Genomic DNA, 25648 nt, shown 5'->3' with positions numbered 1-25648 from the left:
AAAACCTTTTACATCTTTTGGATGATTTGTTCCAAAAGTGTTTTCAGAAAAATTGGATTTGGTGTTCCACTTTCTATCTTTCTATCATTGATATAAAGAGATGGAGTGGATTGAATGTTCAATTTTTCTGCTTCATCAATTTCAGCATTGAGTTGGTTTTGTGCTTCTTTAGAAGCCATACAAGACTTCAATGAGTTGACATTGAGCCCAATGGCATTGGCCAAATTCACAACACTCGAGCCAGAGTGCGCCACACCCTTTTCTAAATTATCATAAAGTCCGCGATACATTGGTTCAAACTTTCCTTGTTTGTCGGCACAAATCGCAGCTATGGCAGCCACACATGAAGTAGCACCAGGTCTAGGTTGTTGCATTAAACGGTTACAAGTTCCATCCAAAGGAAAGTTTTTATAAACAACGCGAACCATTCCATCGTATTCAGAAAGAACTGTATGTAAGATATGACTTGTATGTAAACAATGTCCGCAGTTATAGTCTGCGTATTTAACTATGGTAATCGGGGCATCTTTTTTACCAATAAAAGGAGAACCTGCAACTTGAATGCCAAGGGTTGGTTCTTGGAAGTAGGCTGCAATTTTCGATTGAACCTCTTTTGAATCCATTCCTCTAGAAGTGGCAAGAGTATTGGCATTCGACCCATTCACCCACATTTTACTTGTAGCATATCCTACAGAAAAACTAAAAAAGAAAACGAGCCCTAAAGTGGTGATTCCTTCTTTGATGGCTGAAGGGATATCTAGTTTTGGTTTTCCTTCCGTTTTCCAAAGTAAAAATAAAACACCAAGGAGAGATATGGTAACAATGTAGGTAACAAAACAAAGTTGGCAAATGGTGCCAATGATCCCAACAGAGATTCCAAATAACACTAAATCTAAAACTAGTCCTAAAACCAAAACTGGAAAGAGGAGAGAAATGGTTTTCGTAACTTCTTCGTTTGATTTGGCTCTCGTTACCAAAAAGAAAGAATACGTAAGTAATCCATAAAAACCAAATCCAAGTAAGGCAATCGGCACATTTCCCAAAAAAGGAACGCTCGGGATTGCCGAATAAGAACTCTCGGCGACTTTTAAACACGAGTCACCGCCACCTAACGCAGAACATGCGGAGTTGGCAATATTTTCTGATCCTATGCCAAAGTATTCAATTGCCAATAGGAAAGAGACAATGAGTCCAAGGGCTCCACCGACCACTCCTGCTAATGCTAAATTCTTACGATTCATCAATTTTCATTCCTCTTCTTACTTAGAATCCTGATACTCTCTTTTAGGTCCAATTTTCCTTCATAAATTGCTTTTCCGGTAATGGCTCCAAAAAGTTTTCCTTTTGAGGAGTCATACAAATCCACTAAATCTTGGATCGAAGAGACCCCACCCGAAGCCACAAGTTGTAAATCCGGAAATAGGGATAACAACTCCACATAAGCTTTCGTGTTTGGTCCTGCCATCATCCCATCTTTAGAAATGTCGGTAAAAATCACATGGCGAATGCCCATCCCATACATTGATTTTAAAAATTCAGTGTATTTGATTCCGGAATTGGTTTCCCAACCTTTGGTGCGAACATAACCATCTTTGGCATCCACGCCAACCACAATCCGATCGGGGCCGTAACTTTTAAGCCCCTTTTCCACAACCGATGGATCTTCGACGGCAACAGTTCCTAAAATAAACCGAGACACCCCGAGCCCATCATAGAATTTCATATTTTCCAAAGAGCGAATCCCGCCACCTAACTCTAATTCTACAGAGCATTTATCTTTGATTTTCCGAATGGCCTTTTCATTTTCAGACTTTCCTGTTTTGGCTGCATTTAAATCCACAATGTGGATGAGAGTGGCACCTTGTTCTTCGAACACTTGGATCATCTTCTCCGGTTCAGAAGAATAAACAGTTTTTTTGGAATAATCCCCTTGGAGTAAACGTACAGCTTCGTTGTCTAAAAGATCAATTGCAGGTAATACTAACATGTTAAAGTTCTATAAAGTTTTTCAGGATTCCAAGTCCTGTTTTATCTGATTTTTCAGGATGGAACTGTGTTCCAAATACAGTCTCTTTTTCCACAACAGCAGGAAATGATTCTCCGTAATAATGGCAGTTAGCTGTAATATCCAATCGGTCGACACCAACGGGTCTGTAAGAGTGAATAAAATACATAAAGGATTCATTGGGAATCCCTTTGAGTAATTTTGTATTTTTGGCCTTGATATCAAAAAGTTTGTTCCATCCCATATGAGGAACTTTGAGGTTTTGTTTCCCTTCAAACTTTCTTATTTTTCCACGAATCAGACCAAGACCGGGAATTGTAGTTCCCGTTTTGGAAGTTTCATCAGAATCTTCAAATAACACTTGATAACCGATACAAATTCCAAGTAATGATTTTTTTGCAGCCACATGTTCTTTCAAAACAGAAGAGAATCCTGCTTCATTTAAATTCTGCATGGCTTTGTCAAAATGTCCATCACCAGGTAAAATGATTTTGTCTGCTTTTTTGACTACTTCTAGATCACTGGTGAATTGAAAGTCATTTGTGTACAAAGAAACTGCTTTGAGTAAGGAATGGATATTCCCCATTCCAAAATCTAAAACTGCAATCACTCGAGCATTCCTTTAGTAGAAGGAATTTGATCTTTTGCAAGTGAATCGATAGCAATCGCTTGACGAAGAGCTTTACCGAGTCCCTTAAAAATCGATTCGTGGATGTGGTGGCGGTTCTCACCATAGTGCACCATTACATGTAAGTTCATTTTGGCATTCAGAGCAAATTTTTGAAGGAACTCGAGTGATAGTTCCGCGTCGTAAATTCCAAATTTTCCGTCTATAGGAGGACCAGAGTATTTGAAATAAAACCTTCCCCCTAAATCCACAGCAACAGTTGTCAGAACTTCATCCATAGGCAAAGTAAAGTGACCATAACGAAAGATTCCTTTTTTATCACCGAGTTGGGTGTGGATCATTTGTCCCATAAGGATGGCAGTGTCTTCCACCGAATGGTGGCAATCGATCCCAATGTCACCTCGGAGTTTGAGGTCCATATCAATGAGACCGTGTTTGGAGATATGAGAGAGCATGTGCTCAAAAAACGGGATTTCTGTATCAAACTGGTAGACCCCGGTTCCTCGGACGTTTAGGTCGAGCCGGATGTCTGTTTCGGATGTCTTTCTTGATTCCACCATATTCCTAGCATGTTTGGTAGAAAACCCAGGTGTCAAGAGAGAATGTGGGCGAGGTTTTAAGATGCGAGGCTAAGAACCCCCGCCAAATCATACCCGATGAAAACCCAGAAAAAATAAACCATAGCAATGATCGAAAAAATAAGAATGCGTTTCCAATGTTCCTTCAATGAAGTCCCTCTATGGAAACCAACAACTGACAGCTAAATTCTTCTCAAGTTTTAGGGAAATCCTATGATTTTTTACTTGGGCCGTCCAAGGGGGTTTTACTTCCCAAACCGTTGGTTGAACATCCGGATCAGTTCTAAAATAGAGTCTTCTACATATTGAAAGTGTTTGGGTTTCATCGGATCGAGGGGCATCATATCGTGAATTTTTTTATACCGATCAAAAGACTCACGAATGTATTCCAAATACTTTTGGCTCGTGATTCCGTAACGTTTGAATAAAGATTCATTCTCTTGGAACATTTTTTTGAAGTCATCTGCATAGGTTCCATCATTTAAAAAGTAAAAACGTAGGTCTGTTTTTGCCTGTGAAAAGGCAATGTCGATATTGGTAATGAATTTAGAAGTTTTGGCATTATCCGTGGTTTCTGGGCTCTGTGCGGACAATTTAGCAGCTGCTTGTTCGATTGCTTTTTGCTCGGAATTACGTTTTTCTTTTTCGAATTCTTTTGATAATTTTTCGCGTTTCAAAACCTCATCTACCGAGGATTTTTTTTCTACAGGCATGGTTTCATTATCCCCATCTAAAGAGACTGTCAAGGAATTAGACGAAAATTTATTCTTTTGCCTTACGAAGCGCGCAATTTGCCAACCATTCACAACGCAAACAAATCGGATCCTCGGTGTTATACGTAGGAGGAGGGCAAATATTGGCGTTTGCCACCTGCAATCCTTGTAAATAATTTATTACCGAAGTTTTGTCTTTTTTAGAATGAATCTGACCCAGTACGTTTTCATTGTACTTTTTCTGGTCGAGAAAAAGATCTTCAACCACTACCGGCTTGGCTTTAGATTGAGGTTTCGATTCACGAGGTCCCTCCCATTCCATTCCTGGAATGTAAGGTAAGTTTCCCGGTTTGATTTGTCTTTGAAATAGTTGATAAAGAAGTAAGGCCGTGAGTGCTCCGCCCAAATGGCAGGTATTGGAAATTGCCCCATTGCCAAATTGAGAAATCAAATACCCAATCACAAGAGAAACCCAAACGGCATTTTTCGCTTTTACTGGAAAAATAAATAAAAGTAGTTCCGCATTAGGATAAAAAATACCAAAGAGAGCGAGGAGACCAAAAAGAGCGCCCGAAGCGCCAATGGTTTGTGTGGTCATAGATTCCAAAAATGGAACATTCCCACCTAACACATAATTCAAATACGCAGACAAAACCACAAAAATTCCAGCGCCAATTTGAGATAAAAAATACAAAATAGTAAATTTAGTTTTTCCAATGATAGGAATGATGTTTGTTCCTAACATGTACATACCATACATATTCACTAGTAAATGAAATGGAATGAGTTCTACCGCATGTAAAAAGCCGTAAGTGAATACTTGCCAAACAGCACCGCTTAACACAAAGTCAGGTGTTAAACCAAATCGATAAATCAACTGTTGGTTAGCAAAGTATTGGAGGAAAAAAATAAGACAATTGATGATGAGAATTACATTCAGGGGATGAAGGATGGGATTCCCAAATAAACTTGGACCCTGGCTTCGATTTCTACTCATGTAACTTCCAGAATTTAGACAGCTTGGAAAGAAACAAGGGAAATAAAAAAAGGGGGAATCCTTTCGGAATGCCCCCCGGGAGTGACTTAAGGTAAAATCAGGCAACAGACCCTACCTTGATTATCAATCATTTCTACCATCGGAATTCCGATGCAGGGGCTTAATAGTTTGGGGAAAAAATTTAGGCGATTTTTGAGAGAGAAAACAAGGCTTCTCTGTTCAGAATATCAATGCGGTTTTTGTCCACCGAAATGAATTCCCGGGCTTTTAGGTCAGAAAGAGCACGAACCAGGGTTTCTGTTTTGGTGCCAATAAAAGTGGCGAGCACATCCCTTGTGACCTTGAGTTCCACTTGATTTTTACGCCCTTGTGCATTGTCCAAAACGATGAGAATTTCTGCTAATTTTTCATGAACCTGTTTGGTTCCCAAAGAAACCACATGTTCTTCCATTTCCTGCCATTCCTTGGCCATCTGCCGAAAGACTTCTTTTTGGAAATTGATATCATCCTTCACAAGAGCCTCAATGAGAGCTCCCGTGATATAACAAGCATGGGTATCTTCCACCGCGACTACGTTGTGATGGGAAATCGAATCAGAGATACAATCCCGAAATCCTACCCAATCTCCAGGCCCACTCAGTCGTAAGGTTTGTTCCTTACCACTTGCGAGTTGGACATAACTTCGAACCAATCCCGTTTTGATGAAGAAAAAACCGTCAGCTTTCACACCAGCAGTAACTAGATGTTTTCCTCTCGGAAACGCAGTGAAGTCCTTACCTGCATTGATTCTTTCAATAGTCTCATGTGCAGCACAATGGAGCACATTGTGATTCTTATAATCACATGCAAAACAATCAGGATTGAGTGGAAGATCCGCCATTTTAGTTTTGGTGTAACCTCTTAAAAAACCCTTGTCGAGTCATAAATTTAGAAACCTTCTAAATTTTTTATTTGCCGGTAAACTTAGGTTCCCGCTTTTCTAAGATACTTTTTATCGTCTCCTTAAAGTCGTCCGAAATAAAGTTCCGCGCTTGAGATTCTGCTTCTTTTTTTAAAGCGCTATCGAGCTGTTTCCAAGAATATAAATTCTTCTTTAACTCTTGCAAGGCGAGAGGTGCCGCTTTCGATAACGACAAAGCAAGTTCCATGGCGCGTGAATACACTTCTGTTTTGGGAACACTGTCAAGGGCAAGTCCACAAGTTTTTGCAAATTTACCATCAAAGGTTTCCCCTGTGAGTAATAACCTTCCACCCAAACTTTTTCCGAGTAGTTCAGGCGAAAGAAAACTAGAACCCATACCAGGATGAATCCCTAGCCTGACAAAATTAAAAGAATACTTACCTTCATCTGCAAAAATCCGCAAGTCACAACCAAAGGTTAAAGAAAGACCAGCACCAATGGCATGTCCATTTACAGCAGCAATCACAGGAACAGGAAGTTTACGAACGGACAAAAAGAAACCGTAGAATTTTCTCATATCACGTCTGTTTTGTGAGAATGATTTTTCAGAAAAGGAACGTAATAAATTCAAATCGCCACCAGCACAAAACACATCGTTTCGCCCGGAGACAATCACGGCCCGCGGTAACACTTTTTCTTTTTTAATGGAATGAATTAGGTCTGCGAACTCTTCCCCCATTTTCCAAGTCATGGAATTGCGAGAAGTGGGATTGTTTAAGAAGATGGAAACAATTTTTCCATCTTCGGTTTCACGGGATTCAATTTCTAGGAATTCATACTCTTTGGATTCAAATCGCGATTTCATCTATCTGAAAGGATTCGTACCAGGCTTTATCTTGTAAAGATAAAGGTTTGTTCCCGATCTCCATATTTTCAAAGTAGTTGAGTAGAATTTCTAGGTGTTGGGTTTCTAAATTTTGATTGGGAAGGGAAGCGTCGATCCCCTTACTCACAAGAACCTCTGCTCGAATTTTATCTTTGTAATGATCCGGTTTTCCGCTAAAAATCAAATGAGCAGAAATGAGATCAAAACGAATGGTATCAACAATTCTCTTCAATGACTCTTCAGACTCTAAAAAATAACGTGATGCAACTTCCGTTTGGAAGTAATCCCCCCAAGTGATGAGGTCCGGTATAGATCCCGTTTTCTCCAAAATTTTCTTTTGAGTTTCTTCATCGGTATATAAGGAACCGGCAAATCGTTCCACAATGGTATGCAATTCAGTCAGGACGGCTAATTTCTCCGGACTGAGAAGTCCTTGGCGGATCATTGGCATAAGTTCAGGATTTACATGTTTTGGGAGAGTGAGTTCCATATACTTCCCATTTCGGCGAATTCTGTCGTTTCCTAGCGTTTTTTCCTGACGATAAAATCGATTTTCACCCCTAGAAAATCGATAATTTTAGTATGGCGATCGGCAGAACAGATTCGATGCAGGAACTCATAACGATTTTAGAATCGTTATTTGAAGAAACCATCATTGGGTCAGATGTGAACATAGTCAAACACCTCTTTTACTACCTTAAGGCCGATAACAGAGAATTTGAATTTATCTATGAAGAAAATACTTTAGTAGCTGCTGTCGAAGAAATTGAATCCCATACAGTCACCTTAATGATACCGGATTTGGTAGAAGAAGGATCAAGGCGCGCACGGGTGCGTTTTGAAGTTATGAATATCAACTACCAATTTGAAGTAGTGATTCTTGACATTCAAAAAGAAAGAACGGTCATCAAAACGCCTACCGAGTTACAGTCCTATCAATTACGTACAAATAAACGGATTCCTGTAGACGATTTGTTTATGAACTTTATCATCTTATTCCGAAGTTTGACAGGTGGATCCCGAGAAGTGGGAAAAAACCTTTATGCGGAAAGTCGATTCCCTCACCTAATGAAAGAAGTACGAAAGGATAGGCCGGATAGCAAACTCATCAACGTGATGTTAACCGAAGCTATCGAACGAATTTCAAAAGATTATGAAATTCGTTTTTTCCAACCTGATGAAAAATTAAATGAATATGATGACTTTGTCAAAAAAACCGTTTTAAGAACTGCCAAATCAATTTATATTCCCGACTGCAACCGGATTACCTCTTATATTCATGATCCAGAAGATGAGGTGCTTTTCAATTACCATAACGAATATAAAGAAATGTCCAAAGAATTTGGGGAAGACTTTGCATTAGATTTTTTTGAATCAATGCGCAAACATGAATCTCGCGATTTTTATGTATCGTATATCATTACACCCATTCGTTTGTATGAAGATGTAGTCGGATACATCAAAGTTTATTCAACAGCTATGGAAAGATTCACCATCTCCCAAAACCAAGCAGTTTATATTTTTGAATTGGCCGAAATCATCAGTTACGTGTTTACAAAAATTGCCATTCAACATGGAAGTTACGAAACCATGCAATCGACAACAAAGGTTGTCGACATTTCTCTCGATGGACTTTTGTTCGAAATCTACGATAAACGGCTATTTCAATATTTAAAACGACACAATATCATCAAAATGTTTATCCCTTTAAGTAAAGATCGAACCATGATCATTCGTGGGGAAATCATTCGATTTTTAGATCGAGGAGACCATTACCACCTAGGGGTAAACTACTTCAGTTCTGCCCCAGATGATATGTTGTATTTAGAATCTTATTTATTCGAAAAGAGTATGAAAATCCTTTCAGAATGATCCGGATTGTTTTTCTGCAAGGCGGATAGCATTTAAGAGATCTTCTGATAAAGTTGTTTCTCCTGTATAATATAGGCGTAACAATTTCCCATGTTCAACAAGTTTATCTCTGTATTCTGTTTCTTTGGTGGAACCACGAGTTTCTTTCCATTTCAAATGATAAAACTCACAAGCCAATTTATGCAGATAATAGTCTGACTTTCTCAAAGAATATGCTTTTTTTAAATACTCTTCCGAACGTTCTGCCCACTCTTCTCTTTTTTTTCTGCCATCAACACCGGTTTCTGCCATGTTCGAATGGAGTAGATTTAAAAATGAAGTTTCGAAACTATACAACCAAACTTCATAATTTTTTGGATAGAGATTACGAGCTTCTTTTGCCACTTGTGGCATAAGATCTAATTGTTTTTTGTTTTCTTTCCCTTCTACTTTAAAATAGAAAGTCAAAAAACGCAAATAATCAACAAGGAACAACAGCCTTTCTTGGGCATTGGAGAATCTTTCTCTATTTTTCCAGGCCATCGAATATTCGAAAGCAGTGGATACATACCCTTCTCCATCTTTCCAGTGGGCTTTACCAAGCGCATAATGAGAATCAGGTGATCCTTGGTCAAGAGAAACAGAATGTTTGTACATTCGAAGTGCTTCTTCCATTTGCCCTTTTGCAAAATAATGATCCCCTTGTTTTTTAGCCATAAAGGCTTCATCGTATTTAGTGGTATCGAGTAATCTTGCAGCCGTTACAGGACGGTCTTCAATGAGTCGTAAATATCCTTCTCCACGAACCTGCCATCCGAAAAAAGTAGTTTGGTATACTGATTTTACAGTTATCATACCCACAATATTTCCATCACGGAATGTTTTGTGGTCTTGGTTCTTTTCTAAAAGATACAAAATTTGTCCCACACGAATACCTTTGGGATCAGCCACTTTGATGGTTACTGTATCCGGTCTAGTATCCACTTCTAATTCTTGGGAAAGAGTATCCACTTCGTAATAACTGGCTTTTTCAATTCCCACAACCTCACCGACAACTATCATTCGAAGTGGGTCAAGGGAAGCCTGGCTACGGAAAGCGAAAGCCAACCGATCCGAAGAGGATTGGGCAAAGGTTGCCGTCACAAGGAATGTACTGAATAATAAGGAACGGAACATCTGATTTAAGGATCGACCAAAAGAGAATACTTGGGAGAAGAAAAACAGAAATCCCCCGCCGGACAGCGGGGAAATTTTAGAAATTTAGCGAGGTTTAAATTCCAAACGGAACCTACCCTCGCCCACTTGTTCTTTCGAATACAAAATCTTTCGATGAACCCCATTGATGTAATCGTCCACTAAGTTTCCATAAAAGGGACTTGCAAGGTTTCCACTATTTCCAATGGGAAGTTGGGTGACCGACTCTTCAAAACGACCGTAATCGATGACACGTCTTTTCGAGGGTCCAGCAGTAGCCGTCCAATCTTCTTTCATTAATTTGTATTTTAAATTATTCACAACCTCGGCTCCTCCGGCAGATGGAAGTGGGCCAATATTAAATATTCCACCTATCAAAGGCAATACGCCAAGTGGATGAGGGTGTTTAATTTTATACAGATTTTTCCAAGTCCAAAGGCTTGGAGAAGAAGATAGATGTTCTTCTAAATATCTTCCTGTTTCGTCAATGGAACGTTTCAAAATGTCTTCTCTTGATTCGATAATCCCTTCAGTTCGCAGGTCATCCCAAAAGTTCGAGTCTGGGTTACGTACAAAATGACGATATGCCGTCCAATATTCAGCCATATCACCATATAACTCAAAATTGGCGGGACCCATTTCATCAATTAACAACTCTCGAAGAGTAATATAAAAGAATACATCGTAAACAGCCGCCCCTTGTGATTCGGGAAAATGTTCAAAGTTCCAGTTTTTCAAAATTCCTAAAACCTTTTTCCCGTTAGGTGTTTTAGCCTCTTTCACAGTATTCAAAACCAAATCCAAATACTCCGGTGCAAAAGAAGAAACCGTATCGTTTTGGATGGCTGCTAAGTCCTCCAAACTCCACTTTTCCTTTGTTTCCAAAATCCCAACTAACCTTTGAAAACGATCTGGTGGCTGCCAGTTCCCTTCTGGTTTTCCAAGACCAGGTAATGATTTATTTGTCACTTGGTTATTGGCAGTTACTATGATTCCATTTTTAGGATTGATGATCTTAGGATTGTTCTTTGCCGGAACGTAACCTACTACATCATTTTCTCCTGTAGAACCCTCTAGAATTTTACGTGGATTGCCTGACTTTAAAATCGGGAACCTTCCCACAGCATAGTAGGCAATGTTACCGTTTTTGTCCGCATAACTAAAATTAAGCCCAGGAGCGCCAATCATGGAAGATGCAGAATCAAGCTCTGTAAAAGATTTTGATTTTCCCATTTGAAAAAGTACATCAAGGAGTGGGTTTTGTAAATGGTGGTGAGCCCAATACAAACTCACAGGCCTACCTTTGTATCCTTTGATATGTTCTGTGATGAGTGGGCCATGGTTTGTGATCCCCACTTCAAAAGGAATTTCCGTTCCATCTTTTTTGCGGATCACATCACGATAGTAAACTAAATCCTTCCAACCACTTCCGTTTTTATATTTTCCGCCATCAATGGTTTCCATATACAAATTCACATCATCTTGTTCCAACATGGTGAGTCCCCATGCCTTATCTCTGTTATGGGCAATGAGAGGGAAAGGAATGATGGATAAAAAGTATCCATAGTTTTCATAACCTGGATATTCAATGTAAGCTTCATACCAAGCACCTGGATTGGAAAGAGCAATGTGTGGGTCATTCGCAAGAACAGCTCCGCCACTTTCTGACCGACTTGGTCCCACAAGCCAAGAATTACTTCCTTCCAAAGGCTCAATCGGTAACTGAAGATGATTCACAAAAGAGACAAGTTGTTTTAGATTGAGAACTTCTTTCCCATTTGTTAGATTTTGTTTTTCCAGGTTTTTAATTTGGTGTTGGTTTTGAGTTTGTTTTTGGATTGAATTTGAATTTTGGAAATCCTTAACATTCGCTAACCTGTGAACACCAGGTTGGGCCTCCAAAATGGTAGCGTTTTTTTCAAAGTCATACCTAGGAAACAACTCACTAGCAGAACGACCCTTTAACTCCGATTCCATAATACTGTACAAACTGTCCGACTTAATCCCTTCCGCAAAAGAAAAACCCATATAAAATAGGAAGGAAATGGCATCAACTCGATCAAATGGTTTTGGTTTAATCCCAAGAATTGTATATTCGATTGGTAAATTGTCTTCGGCGAGAAAATGATTCACCCCATCCAAAAACCAATCCAATTGATTCCAGGCTTCTGGATGGATATGCTCTTTTTGGTTGGCATATTCTTCTGCCGTTTTTTTCAAAAGAAGAGACTTTAAAAACTGATCGGTAGGGATAAGTTTTTCACCAAAAATCTCAGTGAGTTCTCCTTTCCCAATGCGTCTTTGTAACTCCATTTGAAAAATCCGATCTTGGGCCATTGTATAACCTAGCGCAAAATAGGCGGACTTGGCATCACCAGCCACAATATGCGGAATCCCTGCATCATCACGGATCACTGTAACCTTGGAAGTCAGTTTATCGGAAACAATCTCTCCTTGGTATATCGGTGCTTTTAATGCGACAAGACCCCAAAACAAAATATGGAGGGTAATCGGAAGAGTTAAGATGAAAAGCAGAAAGAGACTAACAAAGGGTCTCTTTCTTGTGAATTTTTTTACTTTTTCTAACATAAGTTACTGCAAAGATTTAATTTGACGAATGCGATTTTGTTTGTCTGCCGAATCCCATGCTGCATTCGAGAAGGATTCCACCTTATAATATTTGGTTTTGTATTCGTCTTTGTATGGAATGACAAGTTCGCGATCCGGTTCCGTAGTTTTTGCGGCTTGGATTTTACGAAGTCCTTCTGCACCTTGATTGAACCATTCCGGATCAATGGGTAAATTCACACGGTGGCCTCGAAAGGATGTTGCCAAATAGGGGCCATCCAAATCCTTATCTCGCAGGATTTTACCATAAAAAGTAAACTCTACTTCATTAGAACCAGATACCAAATCACCATCATACACTGAATAGGCGACATACTCCCCATTCTTTTCGTCCTTTAAATTTGCTTCCAAATGGTATTTCCCTTTTTTATACACATTCACAACAGCCCGAACAATAAGAGATCCATCGTGTAAGGAATCTGAGAATACCCCATTAAACTCTGCTGGAATGGAAGGACTGGAAAAAAAACTAGAGGTTAAAGTGGTTTTGAGATTCTCTGGACCATAAGTAATTTCCGCTACGAGAGACATCTGTCCCCAATCAGCTTTTTGTGGTTTCCAAGAAAAAGTAAAAATGTTATCTCCACGTGTTTGGTCACCATCGGTTCCATTGTCGTTCACTGATGCACTGACAACACCAAACCTTTGGCCTTCCCATTCTTTAAATACTTGGTGAGAATCGATAGATACCTTTACACGGTTTCTTGCTTTATCCCGACATTCCAAAGTTACATACATCATGTCCTTGTTTCCAATGACAGCCCAAGTTTTTGGTTGGAATAAACATACGTATCCCGTTGGTTCGTTCGTTTTTGGATCAATGGAATAATCGGGAGATGTTTCAATGATAAAGGGGAATGCTAAGTCATGATTTAGAATGGACATTGGTCTTGAAAACGGAGGATATTCGGCCCATTCTAAATATTTTTCTAAAATGTATTCAGGAGTGGCTCCATCATCAGGAATTCCACCGGAAGAATCAGAACCACCACCAGAGGTTCCGTCGTTTTGCGTTGGATCAGAACTACTTGCCATCCTTTCTTGTCTGGCTTTCTCGCTAGCATCTTGATCAGAACCCGCATTATCCTTATTTAAAAAGAAGATAAGGCCAATCACGACCAATATAACAGCTGCTAGATACACACCGTATCTACGAATTAAATCCATACGCTCCCATCCTTTTGTTTTATAAAACGGATAAGAGCCTTGTCGGTTTTAAAACTATGTAAAGTAAAATTTAAATAGAAAGAAGACTGGCAACGGATTCTGAAATCATACTTTGTGTTGGCATAGGCATTGATTTCCAATCTTCGTAGTATCGGTAAACGGACTGCGAATACTCCGGAATGCCTCCAAATCGTTTATAACCACCAAGTCCTGCATTATAAGATAACAAAGCAGCATCCAAAGAGTCCGTTCGTTCGATTAAATAATTCAAATACAAAACACCAATCTGCAGATTGATTTCTGGATCATATAAGTCTTTTTCAGAAGAAAATGGTATTCCTTCTTTTGCAGCCAACCACTTAGCAGTTGCCGGCATCACTTGCATCAGGCCGAGAGCTCCCTTATGGGACTTCGCTCGTTTGTGAAATTGGGATTCGGTTTGGACGAGACCAACTAAAAATCCAAGTTTATCAATTCGTTCCCTTTTGTTTCCCAAAGGCAATCTCAGGTTGAGAGAGGCGTTTTCCATAGCAGAAACAAGTTCGATTCGCTCTTTAGAAGAAAGGGAAGGCCGGTGTTTCGCTATGTAAACTTCCAATTTTCTCTTGGAGGATTCGTTTCGAACACTAAGGCCGGCGGAACTTATTTTTCCGTAAGATTCAAAAAGGAAAATTAGGAGGAAGAAACTCGTTCCTAGGATTTGTGTGAGTGGGTTTATTTTTCGCATCAGGTCCTCTTTTTAAAGGCTTTCATTTGTGCATCGCACAATAAGTCCATGATTTCCCAGGCCCACATCCAGGCAACCGCAATTTTGTGCACCGCACCAATGAAATTCCCCAAGAACCGCGAAATGCTTGCCTAAAGTCAAAAATCGTGCATACCTAGATTGCTTGGCACCCTTACTCAATCTTTATAGTTTCTTCTATTTTGGCCTCTGTTTGGTAAGTGGAATTGCCTTTGTCTATTTTATGGCGAGAAAGGAGGATTTAACACCCACCTTTCGTGGCCTTCTTCTCCCACTGGCCTGTCTTTTTATCTGGTCAGTGGCTTGGTCCATTTGTAATTCGTTCGTAGCGCCCTGGACCGCGTATGTATTTGTTTTTTTGAAAAACCCTGCCATTCTGATCATGGGTGTATCCGCATCACAACTTGCCTTTGGATTTCAGGTAAACAGTTTCCCCCGTTGGAAAAATTGGAGCCATCGTATCCATATCCTCCTTGCAAGTGTTGCCATCCTAGCCAATGGAACTGGTTTCTTTTTCCGAGAGATCCTATTTGATCCAAAAATGGAATTTTATGTTCCGAACCAACATGCCTCATCCACCATCATCCAACTTTCGATTCTGTCCATTGCCGGGGTTTTGTGTTTGATCCTTGGGAATACCATTATTGTACTGATCGCAAAATACTTTCGGTTTGAAGGATCCAAAAAAAGAAATACGGGAGGATTCCTTTTAGCCATTTTTGGAATCCTTTCTCTCTCATTTGCAGACATTTTGGTCGACCTAAATTATTTTAGTAAACCTACCTTTTTATTTTTGCTCACTAACCTAACAATCATTATCATGACGATTATCATTTTGGTTTCGCTCAACCAAGAAACCATTCCGTCAACCGTTGGATTCAAAATCATGACCTTCAACTTAACGGTTTTGTATTTGATCCTTTCTATCGTTGCAAATTTTTTATTCAATCGATTCCGCGTAGATTTCCAAAATGAGATGAGTCGCGAAAAACATAGCATAAAAACACAATTAGAGTTAGGTGCCACTTATCCATTTGTTTATCTTTCTGAATTGGTAATCGATATCCAAGACCAAAACTTTCGGATTAACAAAACTGATTTCACAAAAGACTACATAAAACAAATTCAAAATCGGCCTGCAACTTTTGAATCCTTCAAAGTAGAATCATTTTCCAACGATCCAAGTAGTATTTATTGGACATCTGATTTTCATGCTAAAAACCACCACTTTTTTATTGCCATCCCATACATTGAATACAGAAATGCAGTACACCAAACAGTGGTTTGGCTCATAGTCACGCTACTATTCTCCTTATTTACAATTTTTATGTTGTATCCAGTATTACATAAAACAAGTATCGTTTACCCCTTAACGAGATTACTTGCTGGGATTAGAAAAATGCAAGCCGGCGACTTACTTGTTACCGTAAAAGTGTCGAGTAGAGATGAGATCGGAGAACTTTCGAATAGTTTTAATGAAATGATATCGATTGTTCGTGACGCAAGACTTCAATTGGAACAAAAAATTGAAGAACGTACTGAATCATTAAACCAATCCATCTTAGAATTAAAAGAGACCCAAGAACAACTTCTACAAGCAGAAAGGATGTCAACACTTGGAAAAATCGCTGCCAGTGTGGCTCATGAAATCAACAATCCACTAGCAGCAATTAAAGGGAGCATTCAGTTCATCAAAGATGGACAAAGTAATGTCATGAGCCCTAAAAAATCTGAACATGATTTTTTAGCTGAAAAATTCATCGCAGAATTCAAAAACCAAAAACGCTCCGAAGTCACATCTCGGTTCAAAAGAAAAAAAGAACTCATCGCTTTCTTCAAATCAAAATCTATTTCCGATCCCATATCTCTCGCAGACACATGTTTTGATTTTAACATTGAAACTGTTCCCGAAGAATACCAAACTTTATTTGATACGGAAGATGGAAGGAATGTATTCCAGTCACAACTAAACGACTTTGTCATTGGATTTCATTTGGGGATCATTGAAACTGCGGTGGAACGGGCTTCCAAAATTGTTTTTGCGCTCAAACACCATTCTTATTCCGGTCCCAAAGAATCCCAAAAACTCCTCTCTCTCAAAGAAGGGATCGATTCAGTTCTCTCTATGTATTCTACCAGTTGGAAACAAAACATTGAAATCGATTGGAAAGTGAGTGGAGATCCTGTGATCCTTGGTCATGCCGATGAGCTCGTACAAGTTTGGACCAACCTCATCTACAATTCAATCCAAGCCTGCCCGAAGGAAGGGGGTAAGATCCGAATCCTTTTGCAGGAGGAAGTGTCCGATGCCCGAGTCACAATCGAAGACAATGGCAAGGGAATCCCCGAAGACATCCTCCCTCGGATTTTTGAGCCTTTTTTCACCACCAAGGAGCTCGGTATGGGGACAGGACTCGGTCTTTCCATCGTTCAAAAAATCATCCAAAACCACAACGGCAGCATCCAAGTCGAAAGCCAACCAGGGAAAACCCTCTTCTCGATTCGCATACCCCTAGCAAAATCCTAGGATTCAGACCAAAAATTGTCAGAGAAACTCTGACAATGGCAAAATTATGTTAAAATTTTGTCTAAATTTGGAAAAAAATTTCTTGTCAATCTTTTGCCAAACTTATAAAACAAAGGGAACATACCTTTGAACCAGGACAACCAAATGCGAAAGATATTAGCCACACTAACAGCCGTTTTTTTAGCGGGATCCCTAAGTGCCCAAACTTACACGGTCTTCATTCATGGAAAATCAGACAAAAATCATAACGGTGTCGGAACTACTGACGTAAACAGCTATTGGGGATCTTCCGTAAACTCGGTTGGCGGAACTAGAATTTTTATTGGATACGATGGAACTTCCGATCCTAGAAATTATGGATCGTCTCGTGCACAGACAAATATTTCCACAGGTCTTACAAACTACTGCAAAGGATCCAACTCTTGTAAAATCGTTTGTCATTCTGCGGGATGTTATGCCATCGAATATTGGTTGTCTAACCTAGGCTCCACTGCTTCTGCAAAAGGTTTTAATTTAACAAAGGTAACGGCTCTTGCTGCAGCCTCCGGTGGATCGGAACTTGCGAACGCATTGAACGGAATCACATTCGGTTTCGGTGGAAACGCAATGGACAAATCTCTAATTGTGACCACAGCTCGTGGTGCTTTCAATCATAACAACACTGCAGGTGTCGCTGTTAACCATGTTCCTGGATACAAAGGAATGTTTGGTGCATCCGTAATTCTTCCTGGAGAGGATGATTATGCAGTAGCATACCACTCTTCTTGTGGGTATAACCGTGCGGGTGGTCTAAACAAATGCCAATCTTCTCTCACTCAGTATGAAGGACTCTGGCCTTTTGGCTCAAACAAAACATACAACCAATACAGTGGTCACTACCGTGCACCATCTGTTTCTTCTACAGGACTTTATCTAGACCACGGTCAAATTAAAACCGAGGGTTGGAGATAGGTTAAACGGTATCATTTAAAGAAAGGAAAAGGAAAAAAGAGATGCGTAGCTCAATCACAACAATACTCGCGATGCTGTTTGCAGGGTCGCTTAGTGCACAAACTTACACTGTGTTCATTCACGGTAAGTCAGACAAAAACCACAATGGTGTGGGAACAACAGATGTAAACGGATACTGGGGATCTTCTACAAATACCGTTTCTGGATCTAAAATTTTCATCGGTTACGATGGAACTACTGACCCAAGAACTTACGGATCTTCCCGTGCACAAACAAACATTGCGACTGGACTTACGAACTATTGCAAAGGTGCTAACACTTGCAAAGTAGTTTGCCATTCAGCTGGTTGTTATGCAATCGAGTATTGGTTGTCTAACCTTGGTTCTACTGCATCTGCTAAAGGTTTTAACCTAACAAAAGTAACAGCTCTTGCTGCGGCTTCTGGTGGGTCAGAATTAGCATCTGCACTCAATGGAATTACATTTGGGTTTGCTGGAAATGCGATGGACAAAGCTCTTATCGTAGGAACAGCTCGTGGTGCTTTCAATCATAACAACACTGCAGGAGTTGCCGTAAACCATGTTCCTGGATACAAAGGGATGTTTGGTGCTTCAGCAATTCTTCCTGGAGAAGATGATTATGCAGTGGCATACCACTCTTCTTGTGGATACAACAAAGCAGGTGGTTTGAATAAATGCCAATCTTCTCTCACTCAAAGTGAAGGAATCTGGCCTTTCAATTCCAATGTCACTTATACACAATACAGCGGACACTACCGTGCTCCTTCTGTAACTGCTACAGGACTTTACCTTGACCACAGCGAAATCAAAACGGAAGGATATCGGTAAGTCGCTGAACCCTTCGTCTTTCTCCTAAAGAGAAAGGAAAAAGGCCAGCCCCTTCGGCTGGTCTTTTTTTTGCCCCAAACATATATAATTTGACATATTTGACTTATTTATGTAATTTGTGTCGTAATATAGAAAATCAGGAAAGGGAAAAAAAATGCGAAGAACCATTACCACTGTACTTGCGATGCTTTTTGCAGGATCGCTCAGTGCACAAACATACACCGTGTTCATTCACGGAAAATCAGACAAAAACCACAACGGCGTGGGAACGACAGACGTAAACGGATACTGGGGAACCTCAGCGAATACGGTTTCTGGATCTAAAATTTTCATCGGTTACGATGGAACTTCTGATCCTAGAACTTTCGGAACTGCCCGTGCACAAACAAACATTGCAACTGGACTTACGAATTATTGCAAAGGGTCTAACTCTTGCAAAATCGTTTGTCACTCTGCGGGATGTTATGCGATTGAATTTTGGTTGTCTAACCTTGGTTCTACCGCATCTGCTAAAGGTTTTAACCTAACAAAAGTAACAGCTCTTGCTGCGGCTTCTGGTGGGTCAGAATTAGCATCTGCACTCAATGGTGCAACGTTTGGATTTGCTGGAAATGCGATGGATAAATCACTCATCGTGTCCACAGCTCGTGGGGCATTCAATCACAACAATACGGGTGGAGTTCAGATCAACCATGTACCTGGTTATAAAGGTGCATTTGGACCATCTGCAATTCTTCCAGGAGAAGATGACTATGCAGTGGCATACCATTCTTCTTGTGGATACAACCGTTCTGGTGGGCTTGATAAATGCCAATCTTCTATCGTAAGTGGTAGCACTACTTATACACAATACTCAGGCCATGTTAGAGCACCATCTTTAACTGCAACTGGATTGTATAAGAACCATAGTGAAATCAAAAACGAGGGAACTCGTTAATTAGTTGTCTGATATAAAAACCTTTGGTATTTTCTATCAAAGGTTTTTAACTTAAAGGCTGAAAGTAATTTCAGCCTTTTTTATTAGTATCCGGTTTTAACATTTAATTTAAAAAATATATTGTTATCCATGTTTGATCACACCTTGTCTTGATTTCCCGATAAACCAATAGTATAAAACAGGAACCGCAAACCGACTAAGGATTGTAGCCGCAATTTCACCAAACATCAATGAGATGGCAAGACCCTGAAAAATAGGATCAAATAACATCACAAAAGATCCCACTACCACTGCGGAAGCCGTGAGTAACATGGGACGAAACCGAACCACTCCTGCATGAACCACTGCTTCTTTCAGTTCCACACCTCTTTTAATTTCGCCTTCGATAAAATCTACTAGGATGATGGAATTTCGAACAATGATTCCAGCGCCCGCAATGAATCCGATCATGGATGTGGCGGTGAAATAAGCTCCCATCACGAAGTGTCCTGGCAAAATTCCAATTAAAGAAATAGGAATCGGTGCCATAATCACAAGAGGAACTATGTAACTTTTAAACCAACCAAGAACCAAAATATAAATGAGTAAAATCACTATAGCAAAGGCTCCTCCAAGATCACGGAACACTTCATAGGTGATAAACCATTCCCCATCCCATTTAATCACTGGTTTTGTTGTGTTCCAAGGAACCTCTGCTGTTTGTGTTTCGTATTTGATTTTGGGAGAAAGTTTTAACATTCCATATACGGGAGCTTCTTCTTCGCCTGAAAGTTCACTCATTACATACTGCACTGGTTTTAAATTTTTACGAAATAAACTACGATCTTCTTCTTGGTAAGGATTTCCTAAAACTCTTTCAGAAGAAACAACACCTGACTCCATGGACATGATATTTTGATTTTGGAAAGGATTTTTGGATCCACGTGCACTCTGGATTACCGAAAGGTTCACGGATACTTCTTCTGGTTCTTTTGCTGTAGCTAAACTCACAAGTGAAGACTCGGAGAAAAGAATTGAACCTGTCAAAGCTAATGCTGATGTTTTGATTCCATAAAGTCCCGATTTTTCAAAATCAATGGGATATACTATCTTCGGGCGACCATTCCGAAGGGATGTGTCCAAATCGACAACACTTGTTTCTTCATGAAAAACAGCGTAGATTTCCTCGGCCACTTGTTTTCGTACCGATGCCGTTGGCCCATACACTTCTGCCACCATCGTTGCCATTACCGGTGGGCCTGGGGGAATTTCTAAAACCTTTGTTACCGCACCGTAACTTTCACCAAACTTTCGTATATCGGATCGTAAAGATTCGATGATCTCATGACTTGATTGATTGCGTTCATTTTTATTCTTTAGAATGATTTGTAAATCATTCATGGAATCTAAATTCCGGAGAAAGGAATGTTTCACCATCCCGGAGAAAGAAAAAGGGGCTGCCTCCCCCGCAAAAATCTGAATTTTTTCTACATTCGGGTTCTTCATTAAGATCTTTGTTAGTTCTTCAGAATGAGCCATACTTTGAGTCAGAGTCGTTTTTGGTTCATAATCTAATAAAACTTGGAACTCTTCTTTGTTATCAAAAGGTAACATCTTTACCTTCACCCACTTAAAACCAACAAAGGTCATCGAAACAAGTAACAAACCAATGGTTGTCACACCGAATACTGCCGCGTTTTTTTTGAACCCAAGTAACCAATTCATAAAACAAATGTAAACCGCATCGAGTTTGGAAATTCTAGGTTCACTTGATTTTTTATCCATGTGGGATAAATTCTCTTTTAAAAGTCGAACCGAGGCCCAAGGTGTGATTACAAAAGCAACAATGAGTGAAAGGATCATTGCAAGACTTGCACCTACTGGAATGGGTTTCATATACGGACCCATAAGTCCTCGTACAAAAGCCATTGGTAAAATAGCAGCGATCACTGTAAAGGTAGCAAGGATGGTCGGATTTCCTACTTCAGAAACAGCGACGAGTGTGGCACGAATGATTCCAAGTTTTGGATTTTCTTCTAGGTGACGTTCAATGTTTTCTACTACAACAATCGCATCATCCACTAAAATCCCGATAGAAAAAATCAAAGCGAACAATGTAACACGGTTAAGTGTATATCCAAGAAAATAATAAATGGCCAAGGTCAGAGCCAAAGTGACTGGAATGGCAATCGCTACAACAAATGCCGAACGCCATCCCATCCACAAAGCAATGAGAGCTGTAACCGAAATGGTAGCGATAAGAAGGTGTTCTATTAATTCATGAGACTTATCTTCTGCTGTACTTCCGTAATCACGAATGATACTTAAACGGATTTCTTTTGGTAAATCTTTTTGAAAAAGATTGGCTCTTTCCAAAAGATCTTTGGATAAATTAACTACGTTTGTACCTTTGCGTTTGGCAAAAACAATAGTAACAACATTTCGTTTTTTATCCCCAAGAGATTTATCATACAAAGCAGAAGATCTAGTTCTTTCTTCCGCCCCCTCCTCCACCGTGGCAAGATCTTGAATACGGACCACTCGACCACCGCGTTGTGCAACAGGAAGTCTTTTGACATCAGTTATATTCTTTAATACTCCACCAACTTCCATATCCAAAATAGAATCAAACGACCAATTTTTACCAGCAGGAATGAGGGTATCATTTTCTTTTAAACTCATCGCCACTTCAATAGCCGTAACTCCATAACGGCTGAGAAGATTTGGATCAACTTTCACTCGGATCACTTTCTTTAAACCACCTAGTACCTGCACACTGGCCAAATCGGGAGTAGAAGAAAGTTCCCGCGCCAGTGGAGTTATGAGTTGACGCAAAGAATAATCATCTATCGTTTCCGAACTAAAACTTAGGGCAAGAAAGGGAACATCATCTATAGAATAGGATTTTACAATCGGATTTAGAGAGTTACGAGGAAGTGTATTCTTTAGCTCCATCAATTTATGGTGAATCTTAACTAGTGATGGTTCAATAGGTTCACCTACTTTGAATCGCACGGTGATATAACTTCCATGCCATTTACTTGTAGAATAAACATATTCGACACCCTCAAGTCCCCAAACAGCTCGTTCGACGATCTCAGTAACTTTTTTTTCCGTTTCTTCTGGTGAAAATCCAGGTGTTGGAATTTGGATATCAATCATAGGAACAGAAATTTGTGGTTCTTCTTCTTTAGGAGTTAAGTATACGGCAAATATACCAAGGATCAAACTTGCGATCGCAATGACGGGGGTAAGACGAGAATATAGAAAGGTCTCTGCCAATTTTCCTGCAAATCCTTTCTTAATTTCTTCCAATGGATTCATTTGGTTCTTCCTTATTTGAAAATATCGATGTTTCTGTTCTGACTTGGAGAACTGCAATTTCTGTTTCCATCAGAACGCGAGAAAGCTCTAAAGATTTATTCAGTGTTTCTGCAAATTGAATGGCAGTTATCGCACCACTTTGAAAAAGTTTTTGCATATTAACAATTTGTTCGTCTTGGTATTTTACCGTTTCTTTCACTAACGTTAAACTCTCAGCAAGTGAGACTTCTTTTTGAAAGAGTGATTTTATATGGGCCTCTTCTTCTTTAGTTTTCTCTTCTATTTTTTTTAAAGCAGCTTCTGCATTGAGTTTAGATTCTTCCACAACACCCATATCTTTTGGATTATAAAGATTCATTTGTAGATATACTCCCGCCTGATAGGCGTTTGCAATATTCCTACTACCTTGGTATCCATAAGCTTCTGAATAAACACCAACCTTTGGTAAAAACTTCGCCATCTCCATATCGGTTTTTAGTTTTTCGCCTTCTGCATATTTGATTTGAGCATTCATTTGGTTGGATCTTTCGTAAGTTACAGGCCGTTTAAAATGAACATTTAAAAATTCATTCAAATCAGATTCAATGATCTCTATTTCAGAAGGGGGAAGATCGGAAAGGACATATAAAGTCTCTTTGTAATCATTGATTTGTAAATCCGATTGTTTTTCCAAAATGGAAATTTGATTTTTGATTGATTTTAACGCTAAGTATCCAACATACCCAACAGGGTTTCCTTTATTTCCGAGAGAATAGTTGGACTGAAACTTAGATTCAATTTTTCTAATTTTCTCTAATCTCTCTTTGTATTCATTTAATGTTTGGATGGCTCTATAATAAAACCCTGTTTGTGCAAACTCTCTATCTCGGACGGCAAACCATTCAAACTTTAAACCCGCTGACCTTTTTTCATTTATAGTCGCGAGTGTTTTACCTGATCCACCTTCATATAAAGGAAAATCCATTCCAAGAGTACCACGTGAATAAGTATGACTTCCTGGATAGTTCAATGTATCTTTAGCAAAAAGATTCATAGTATCTGAATTTAATGTCGAATAAGATTGGTTATTCGAATCCAAAAAGTTTCCCGGCCTATATCGTGTAGAAGCAGTAGAAAAATCAGAATCAGTAGCACTTCGCTGGCTCAGTTTACCCATAAAATTGAGTGTCGGATCATTCGTTTGGAAAGTACGTAAATCGGTATAAACTCTAGGTAACCAATGTTTGTCGGTGCGTTCTTTGGCAATTTCACCGGCTTTCCATTCCAAATATTTGGATTTTCTAGCTGATGAATTTTCTTCAATTCGTTTCCACAAATCACCAAAACCGATGGACTCTGCATAGAGAGCCATCGGACCGATCAAAAGCAAAAAGCTAATGATAGGTTTCATTCTTTAATCCATCACCTTAGGTTGAAATCCCAGTTTGTTCAAAAGAATTGCCACCGGACAAAAACCAACGGTTGAAAAAACAACCAGGTTGATTCCGACAACTAAATTCAAAAGATACCACCAAGGCGAAACCAAGGTACCAAGGGAAACACCTAACAAACTAAAAACACCAGCGATCAAATAAACGACCCGCTCCAAATACCAAGTTTTAGTCGAAGCCAAAAACATTACCATACCCCCTATAGTATATAGAAACTAAATCCACGTATACCGGTAGGGGTATATGTGGCAACTGATTTTAGGGATTTTTTAAAAAGGATTTTGTGGGTTTAGAGAGAGAAAGCGGCAGTAATGGCTTTTTTTACATCGGCTTCGATGTTAGCAGTGGATTTTTTTTCCTTAAAACAAGTGTCCATATACTCGTGAATATAAGCTTCGCCAAATTTTTTCATGGCCTGGTGGGCCGCTTTTAAAAGCAAAATGGCTTTTTCGCAGTCTTTTTCCTCTGCATTAATTGTATTCTTGATTGCTTCCAGCTGTCCCTGGATTCGATTGATACGATGGATCAGTTTTGTTTGGTTTTCCGAAAGGCTCATACTACATACCCGGCAGGGTATAACAATCAATCAAGTAAAAAATGACCCCTTTCCCCTTTTCTAAATCACCAGCAACTGTCCTTACGCAGTCACCTCCCTACTATGTTTCGAATTTTGGGTATTGGGATGGAGAGAACAATTATGATACGGCAGGGCTCAGATTTGTATCCGAGTTTGCTAAAGGTTGTCAATTACGAGAAAAATCCAAAATTCTAGAAGTTGGCTCAGGACTTGGAGGAAGTTTAGTGTATTGGCAAAAGAACTACGATCCCGTTCTTCTTTCCGCAATTAATCTTCCTGGGGAACAATCAAATTTCGCAGAACAATTGTTTGTATCAAGTGATACTAAAATTCATCCATTTTTAAAAGGAAGTTGGGAAGAAATGAAAACTTTCCAAGACTTCTCTTATGATTATGTATTTTCTTTAGATGCATCTTATCACTTTCAAAACCTTTCGGCATTTTACCAAGAAAGTTACCGAGTGTTAAAAACTGGCGGGAACTTAACATTCACTCATTTTCAAATTACGGATTCAAAATGGAAAAGTTTTTGGTGGATGTATCTTCCCTTTCTCATTCCCAAAGGAAATTTGAAACTCTGTGAAGAAACTATTTCTGAATTAGAATCTATTGGATTCAAATTAATCAAACACATTGATTGGACAAACTTAGTCCTTTTTGGATTCATCAACTATTCGAAAAGACTACCAACTTCATTAAAATCTTTTGGGAAGGTCTTGAATTGGTTTGTTAAACACCTAGGCCTAACTTACCATTACTATGTATTTGGAAAATAGATTTTA

23 protein-coding genes are annotated in these 25648 nt (G+C 39.4%); 6 read left to right on the top strand and 17 right to left on the bottom strand.

The genetic code is table 11. The features are described from left to right. Window positions 1-8: 8 nt before the first annotated feature. The 9 genes from EHQ49_RS06065 to EHQ49_RS06025 all read right to left on the bottom strand — a co-directional run bounded on the left by EHQ49_RS06065 (window position 9) and on the right by EHQ49_RS06025 (window position 7198). Entirely contained in the window at window positions 9-1241 is a 1233-nt protein-coding gene (locus EHQ49_RS06065) for a vitamin K epoxide reductase/DsbA family protein (protein WP_135577310.1), read from the bottom strand. Continuing rightward, window positions 1241-1987: a 1-(5-phosphoribosyl)-5-[(5-phosphoribosylamino)methylideneamino]imidazole-4-carboxamide isomerase gene (gene hisA / locus EHQ49_RS06060; protein ID WP_135577308.1), complete on the bottom strand. Its 747-nt coding sequence runs from the start codon at window positions 1985-1987 to the stop codon at window positions 1241-1243. The genes EHQ49_RS06065 and hisA overlap by 1 nt, the downstream gene beginning before the upstream one ends. A 1-nt stretch (window position 1988) precedes the next feature. Next, the gene (gene hisH / locus EHQ49_RS06055) at window positions 1989-2615 is read right to left on the bottom strand and encodes an imidazole glycerol phosphate synthase subunit HisH (RefSeq protein WP_135577306.1); all 627 of its coding nucleotides are present in this window, start codon (window positions 2613-2615) and stop codon (window positions 1989-1991) included. Beyond that, window positions 2612-3193 (bottom strand): imidazoleglycerol-phosphate dehydratase HisB, encoded by a 582-nt coding sequence (hisB, locus tag EHQ49_RS06050; RefSeq protein ID WP_135577304.1) that lies wholly within the window; start codon window positions 3191-3193, stop codon window positions 2612-2614. The genes hisH and hisB overlap by 4 nt, the downstream gene beginning before the upstream one ends. A gap of 263 nt (window positions 3194-3456) precedes the next feature. Then, entirely contained in the window at window positions 3457-3924 is a 468-nt protein-coding gene (locus tag EHQ49_RS06045; protein WP_135577302.1) for an LIC11177 family protein, read from the bottom strand. 49 nt (window positions 3925-3973) lie between these two features. Beyond that, on the bottom strand, window positions 3974-4921 hold the full coding sequence (locus EHQ49_RS06040) for a rhomboid family intramembrane serine protease (RefSeq protein ID WP_135577300.1): 948 nt from the start codon (window positions 4919-4921) through the stop codon (window positions 3974-3976). Between the two features lie 181 nt (window positions 4922-5102). Next, entirely contained in the window at window positions 5103-5801 is a 699-nt protein-coding gene (locus EHQ49_RS06035; RefSeq protein WP_135577298.1) for a Crp/Fnr family transcriptional regulator, read from the bottom strand. A 67-nt stretch (window positions 5802-5868) separates the two neighbouring features. Further along, on the bottom strand, window positions 5869-6687 hold the full coding sequence (locus tag EHQ49_RS06030; RefSeq protein WP_135577296.1) for an enoyl-CoA hydratase/isomerase family protein: 819 nt from the start codon (window positions 6685-6687) through the stop codon (window positions 5869-5871). Then, window positions 6671-7198, bottom strand: coding sequence for a hypothetical protein (locus tag EHQ49_RS06025; protein ID WP_135577294.1), 528 nt, complete (start codon window positions 7196-7198; stop codon window positions 6671-6673). The genes EHQ49_RS06030 and EHQ49_RS06025 overlap by 17 nt, the downstream gene beginning before the upstream one ends. Before the next feature lie 92 nt (window positions 7199-7290). On the opposite strand from EHQ49_RS06025, the gene EHQ49_RS06020 reads away from it, so the two are divergent. Next, the gene (locus EHQ49_RS06020; protein WP_135577292.1) at window positions 7291-8580 is read left to right on the top strand and encodes a PilZ domain-containing protein; all 1290 of its coding nucleotides are present in this window, start codon (window positions 7291-7293) and stop codon (window positions 8578-8580) included. Here the strand turns inward: EHQ49_RS06020 and EHQ49_RS06015 are convergent. The 4 genes from EHQ49_RS06015 to EHQ49_RS06000 all read right to left on the bottom strand — a co-directional run bounded on the left by EHQ49_RS06015 (window position 8572) and on the right by EHQ49_RS06000 (window position 14275). Next, window positions 8572-9735, bottom strand: coding sequence for a tetratricopeptide repeat protein (locus tag EHQ49_RS06015; protein WP_135577290.1), 1164 nt, complete (start codon window positions 9733-9735; stop codon window positions 8572-8574). The genes EHQ49_RS06020 and EHQ49_RS06015 overlap by 9 nt on opposite strands. Window positions 9736-9819: 84 nt before the next feature. After that, window positions 9820-12342 carry a penicillin acylase family protein gene (locus EHQ49_RS06010; RefSeq protein ID WP_135577288.1) on the bottom strand — a complete coding sequence of 841 codons (2523 nt, stop codon included), beginning with the start codon at window positions 12340-12342 and terminating at the stop codon, window positions 9820-9822. A gap of 3 nt (window positions 12343-12345) precedes the next feature. Then, window positions 12346-13548 (bottom strand): hypothetical protein, encoded by a 1203-nt coding sequence (locus tag EHQ49_RS06005; RefSeq protein WP_135577286.1) that lies wholly within the window; start codon window positions 13546-13548, stop codon window positions 12346-12348. A gap of 70 nt (window positions 13549-13618) precedes the next feature. After that, on the bottom strand, window positions 13619-14275 hold the full coding sequence (locus EHQ49_RS06000) for a lytic transglycosylase domain-containing protein (RefSeq protein WP_135577283.1): 657 nt from the start codon (window positions 14273-14275) through the stop codon (window positions 13619-13621). A gap of 163 nt (window positions 14276-14438) precedes the next feature. Between EHQ49_RS06000 and EHQ49_RS05995 the strand changes: the two genes are divergently transcribed. The 4 genes from EHQ49_RS05995 to EHQ49_RS05980 all read left to right on the top strand — a co-directional run bounded on the left by EHQ49_RS05995 (window position 14439) and on the right by EHQ49_RS05980 (window position 19556). Next, window positions 14439-16820, top strand: coding sequence for a HAMP domain-containing sensor histidine kinase (locus tag EHQ49_RS05995; RefSeq protein ID WP_135577281.1), 2382 nt, complete (start codon window positions 14439-14441; stop codon window positions 16818-16820). Between the two features lie 144 nt (window positions 16821-16964). Continuing rightward, the gene (locus tag EHQ49_RS05990) at window positions 16965-17771 is read left to right on the top strand and encodes a hypothetical protein (protein WP_135577279.1); all 807 of its coding nucleotides are present in this window, start codon (window positions 16965-16967) and stop codon (window positions 17769-17771) included. Between the two features lie 41 nt (window positions 17772-17812). Further along, window positions 17813-18619, top strand: coding sequence for a hypothetical protein (locus EHQ49_RS05985; protein ID WP_135577277.1), 807 nt, complete (start codon window positions 17813-17815; stop codon window positions 18617-18619). Window positions 18620-18773: 154 nt separating this feature from the next. Continuing rightward, window positions 18774-19556: a hypothetical protein gene (locus EHQ49_RS05980; RefSeq protein WP_135577275.1), complete on the top strand. Its 783-nt coding sequence runs from the start codon at window positions 18774-18776 to the stop codon at window positions 19554-19556. Between the two features lie 123 nt (window positions 19557-19679). Here EHQ49_RS05980 and EHQ49_RS05975 read toward each other — a convergent pair whose 3' ends face one another. The 4 genes from EHQ49_RS05975 to EHQ49_RS05960 all read right to left on the bottom strand — a co-directional run bounded on the left by EHQ49_RS05975 (window position 19680) and on the right by EHQ49_RS05960 (window position 24845). After that, a complete protein-coding gene (locus EHQ49_RS05975) occupies window positions 19680-22859 on the bottom strand; it encodes an efflux RND transporter permease subunit (RefSeq protein ID WP_135577273.1) in 3180 nt (1059 codons plus the stop codon). Further along, window positions 22837-24249, bottom strand: a complete 1413-nt coding sequence (locus EHQ49_RS05970) for a TolC family protein (protein WP_135577271.1) — start codon at window positions 24247-24249, stop codon at window positions 22837-22839. The genes EHQ49_RS05975 and EHQ49_RS05970 overlap by 23 nt, the downstream gene beginning before the upstream one ends. A 3-nt stretch (window positions 24250-24252) precedes the next feature. After that, on the bottom strand, window positions 24253-24477 hold the full coding sequence (locus tag EHQ49_RS05965; protein WP_135577269.1) for a YgaP family membrane protein: 225 nt from the start codon (window positions 24475-24477) through the stop codon (window positions 24253-24255). 101 nt (window positions 24478-24578) lie between these two features. Beyond that, on the bottom strand, window positions 24579-24845 hold the full coding sequence (locus tag EHQ49_RS05960; RefSeq protein ID WP_135577267.1) for a metal-sensitive transcriptional regulator: 267 nt from the start codon (window positions 24843-24845) through the stop codon (window positions 24579-24581). 41 nt (window positions 24846-24886) lie between these two features. Between EHQ49_RS05960 and EHQ49_RS05955 the strand changes: the two genes are divergently transcribed. Next, entirely contained in the window at window positions 24887-25642 is a 756-nt protein-coding gene (locus tag EHQ49_RS05955; RefSeq protein ID WP_135577265.1) for an SAM-dependent methyltransferase, read from the top strand. The last annotated feature ends 6 nt before the right edge of the window (window positions 25643-25648 follow it).

It is taken from the genome of Leptospira perdikensis (assembly GCF_004769575.1).
GTDB lineage: Bacteria > Spirochaetota > Leptospiria > Leptospirales > Leptospiraceae > Leptospira_A > Leptospira_A perdikensis.
The sequence above is the reverse complement of the archived record's forward strand: the minus strand, read 5'-3'. Positions and strand labels throughout refer to the sequence as shown.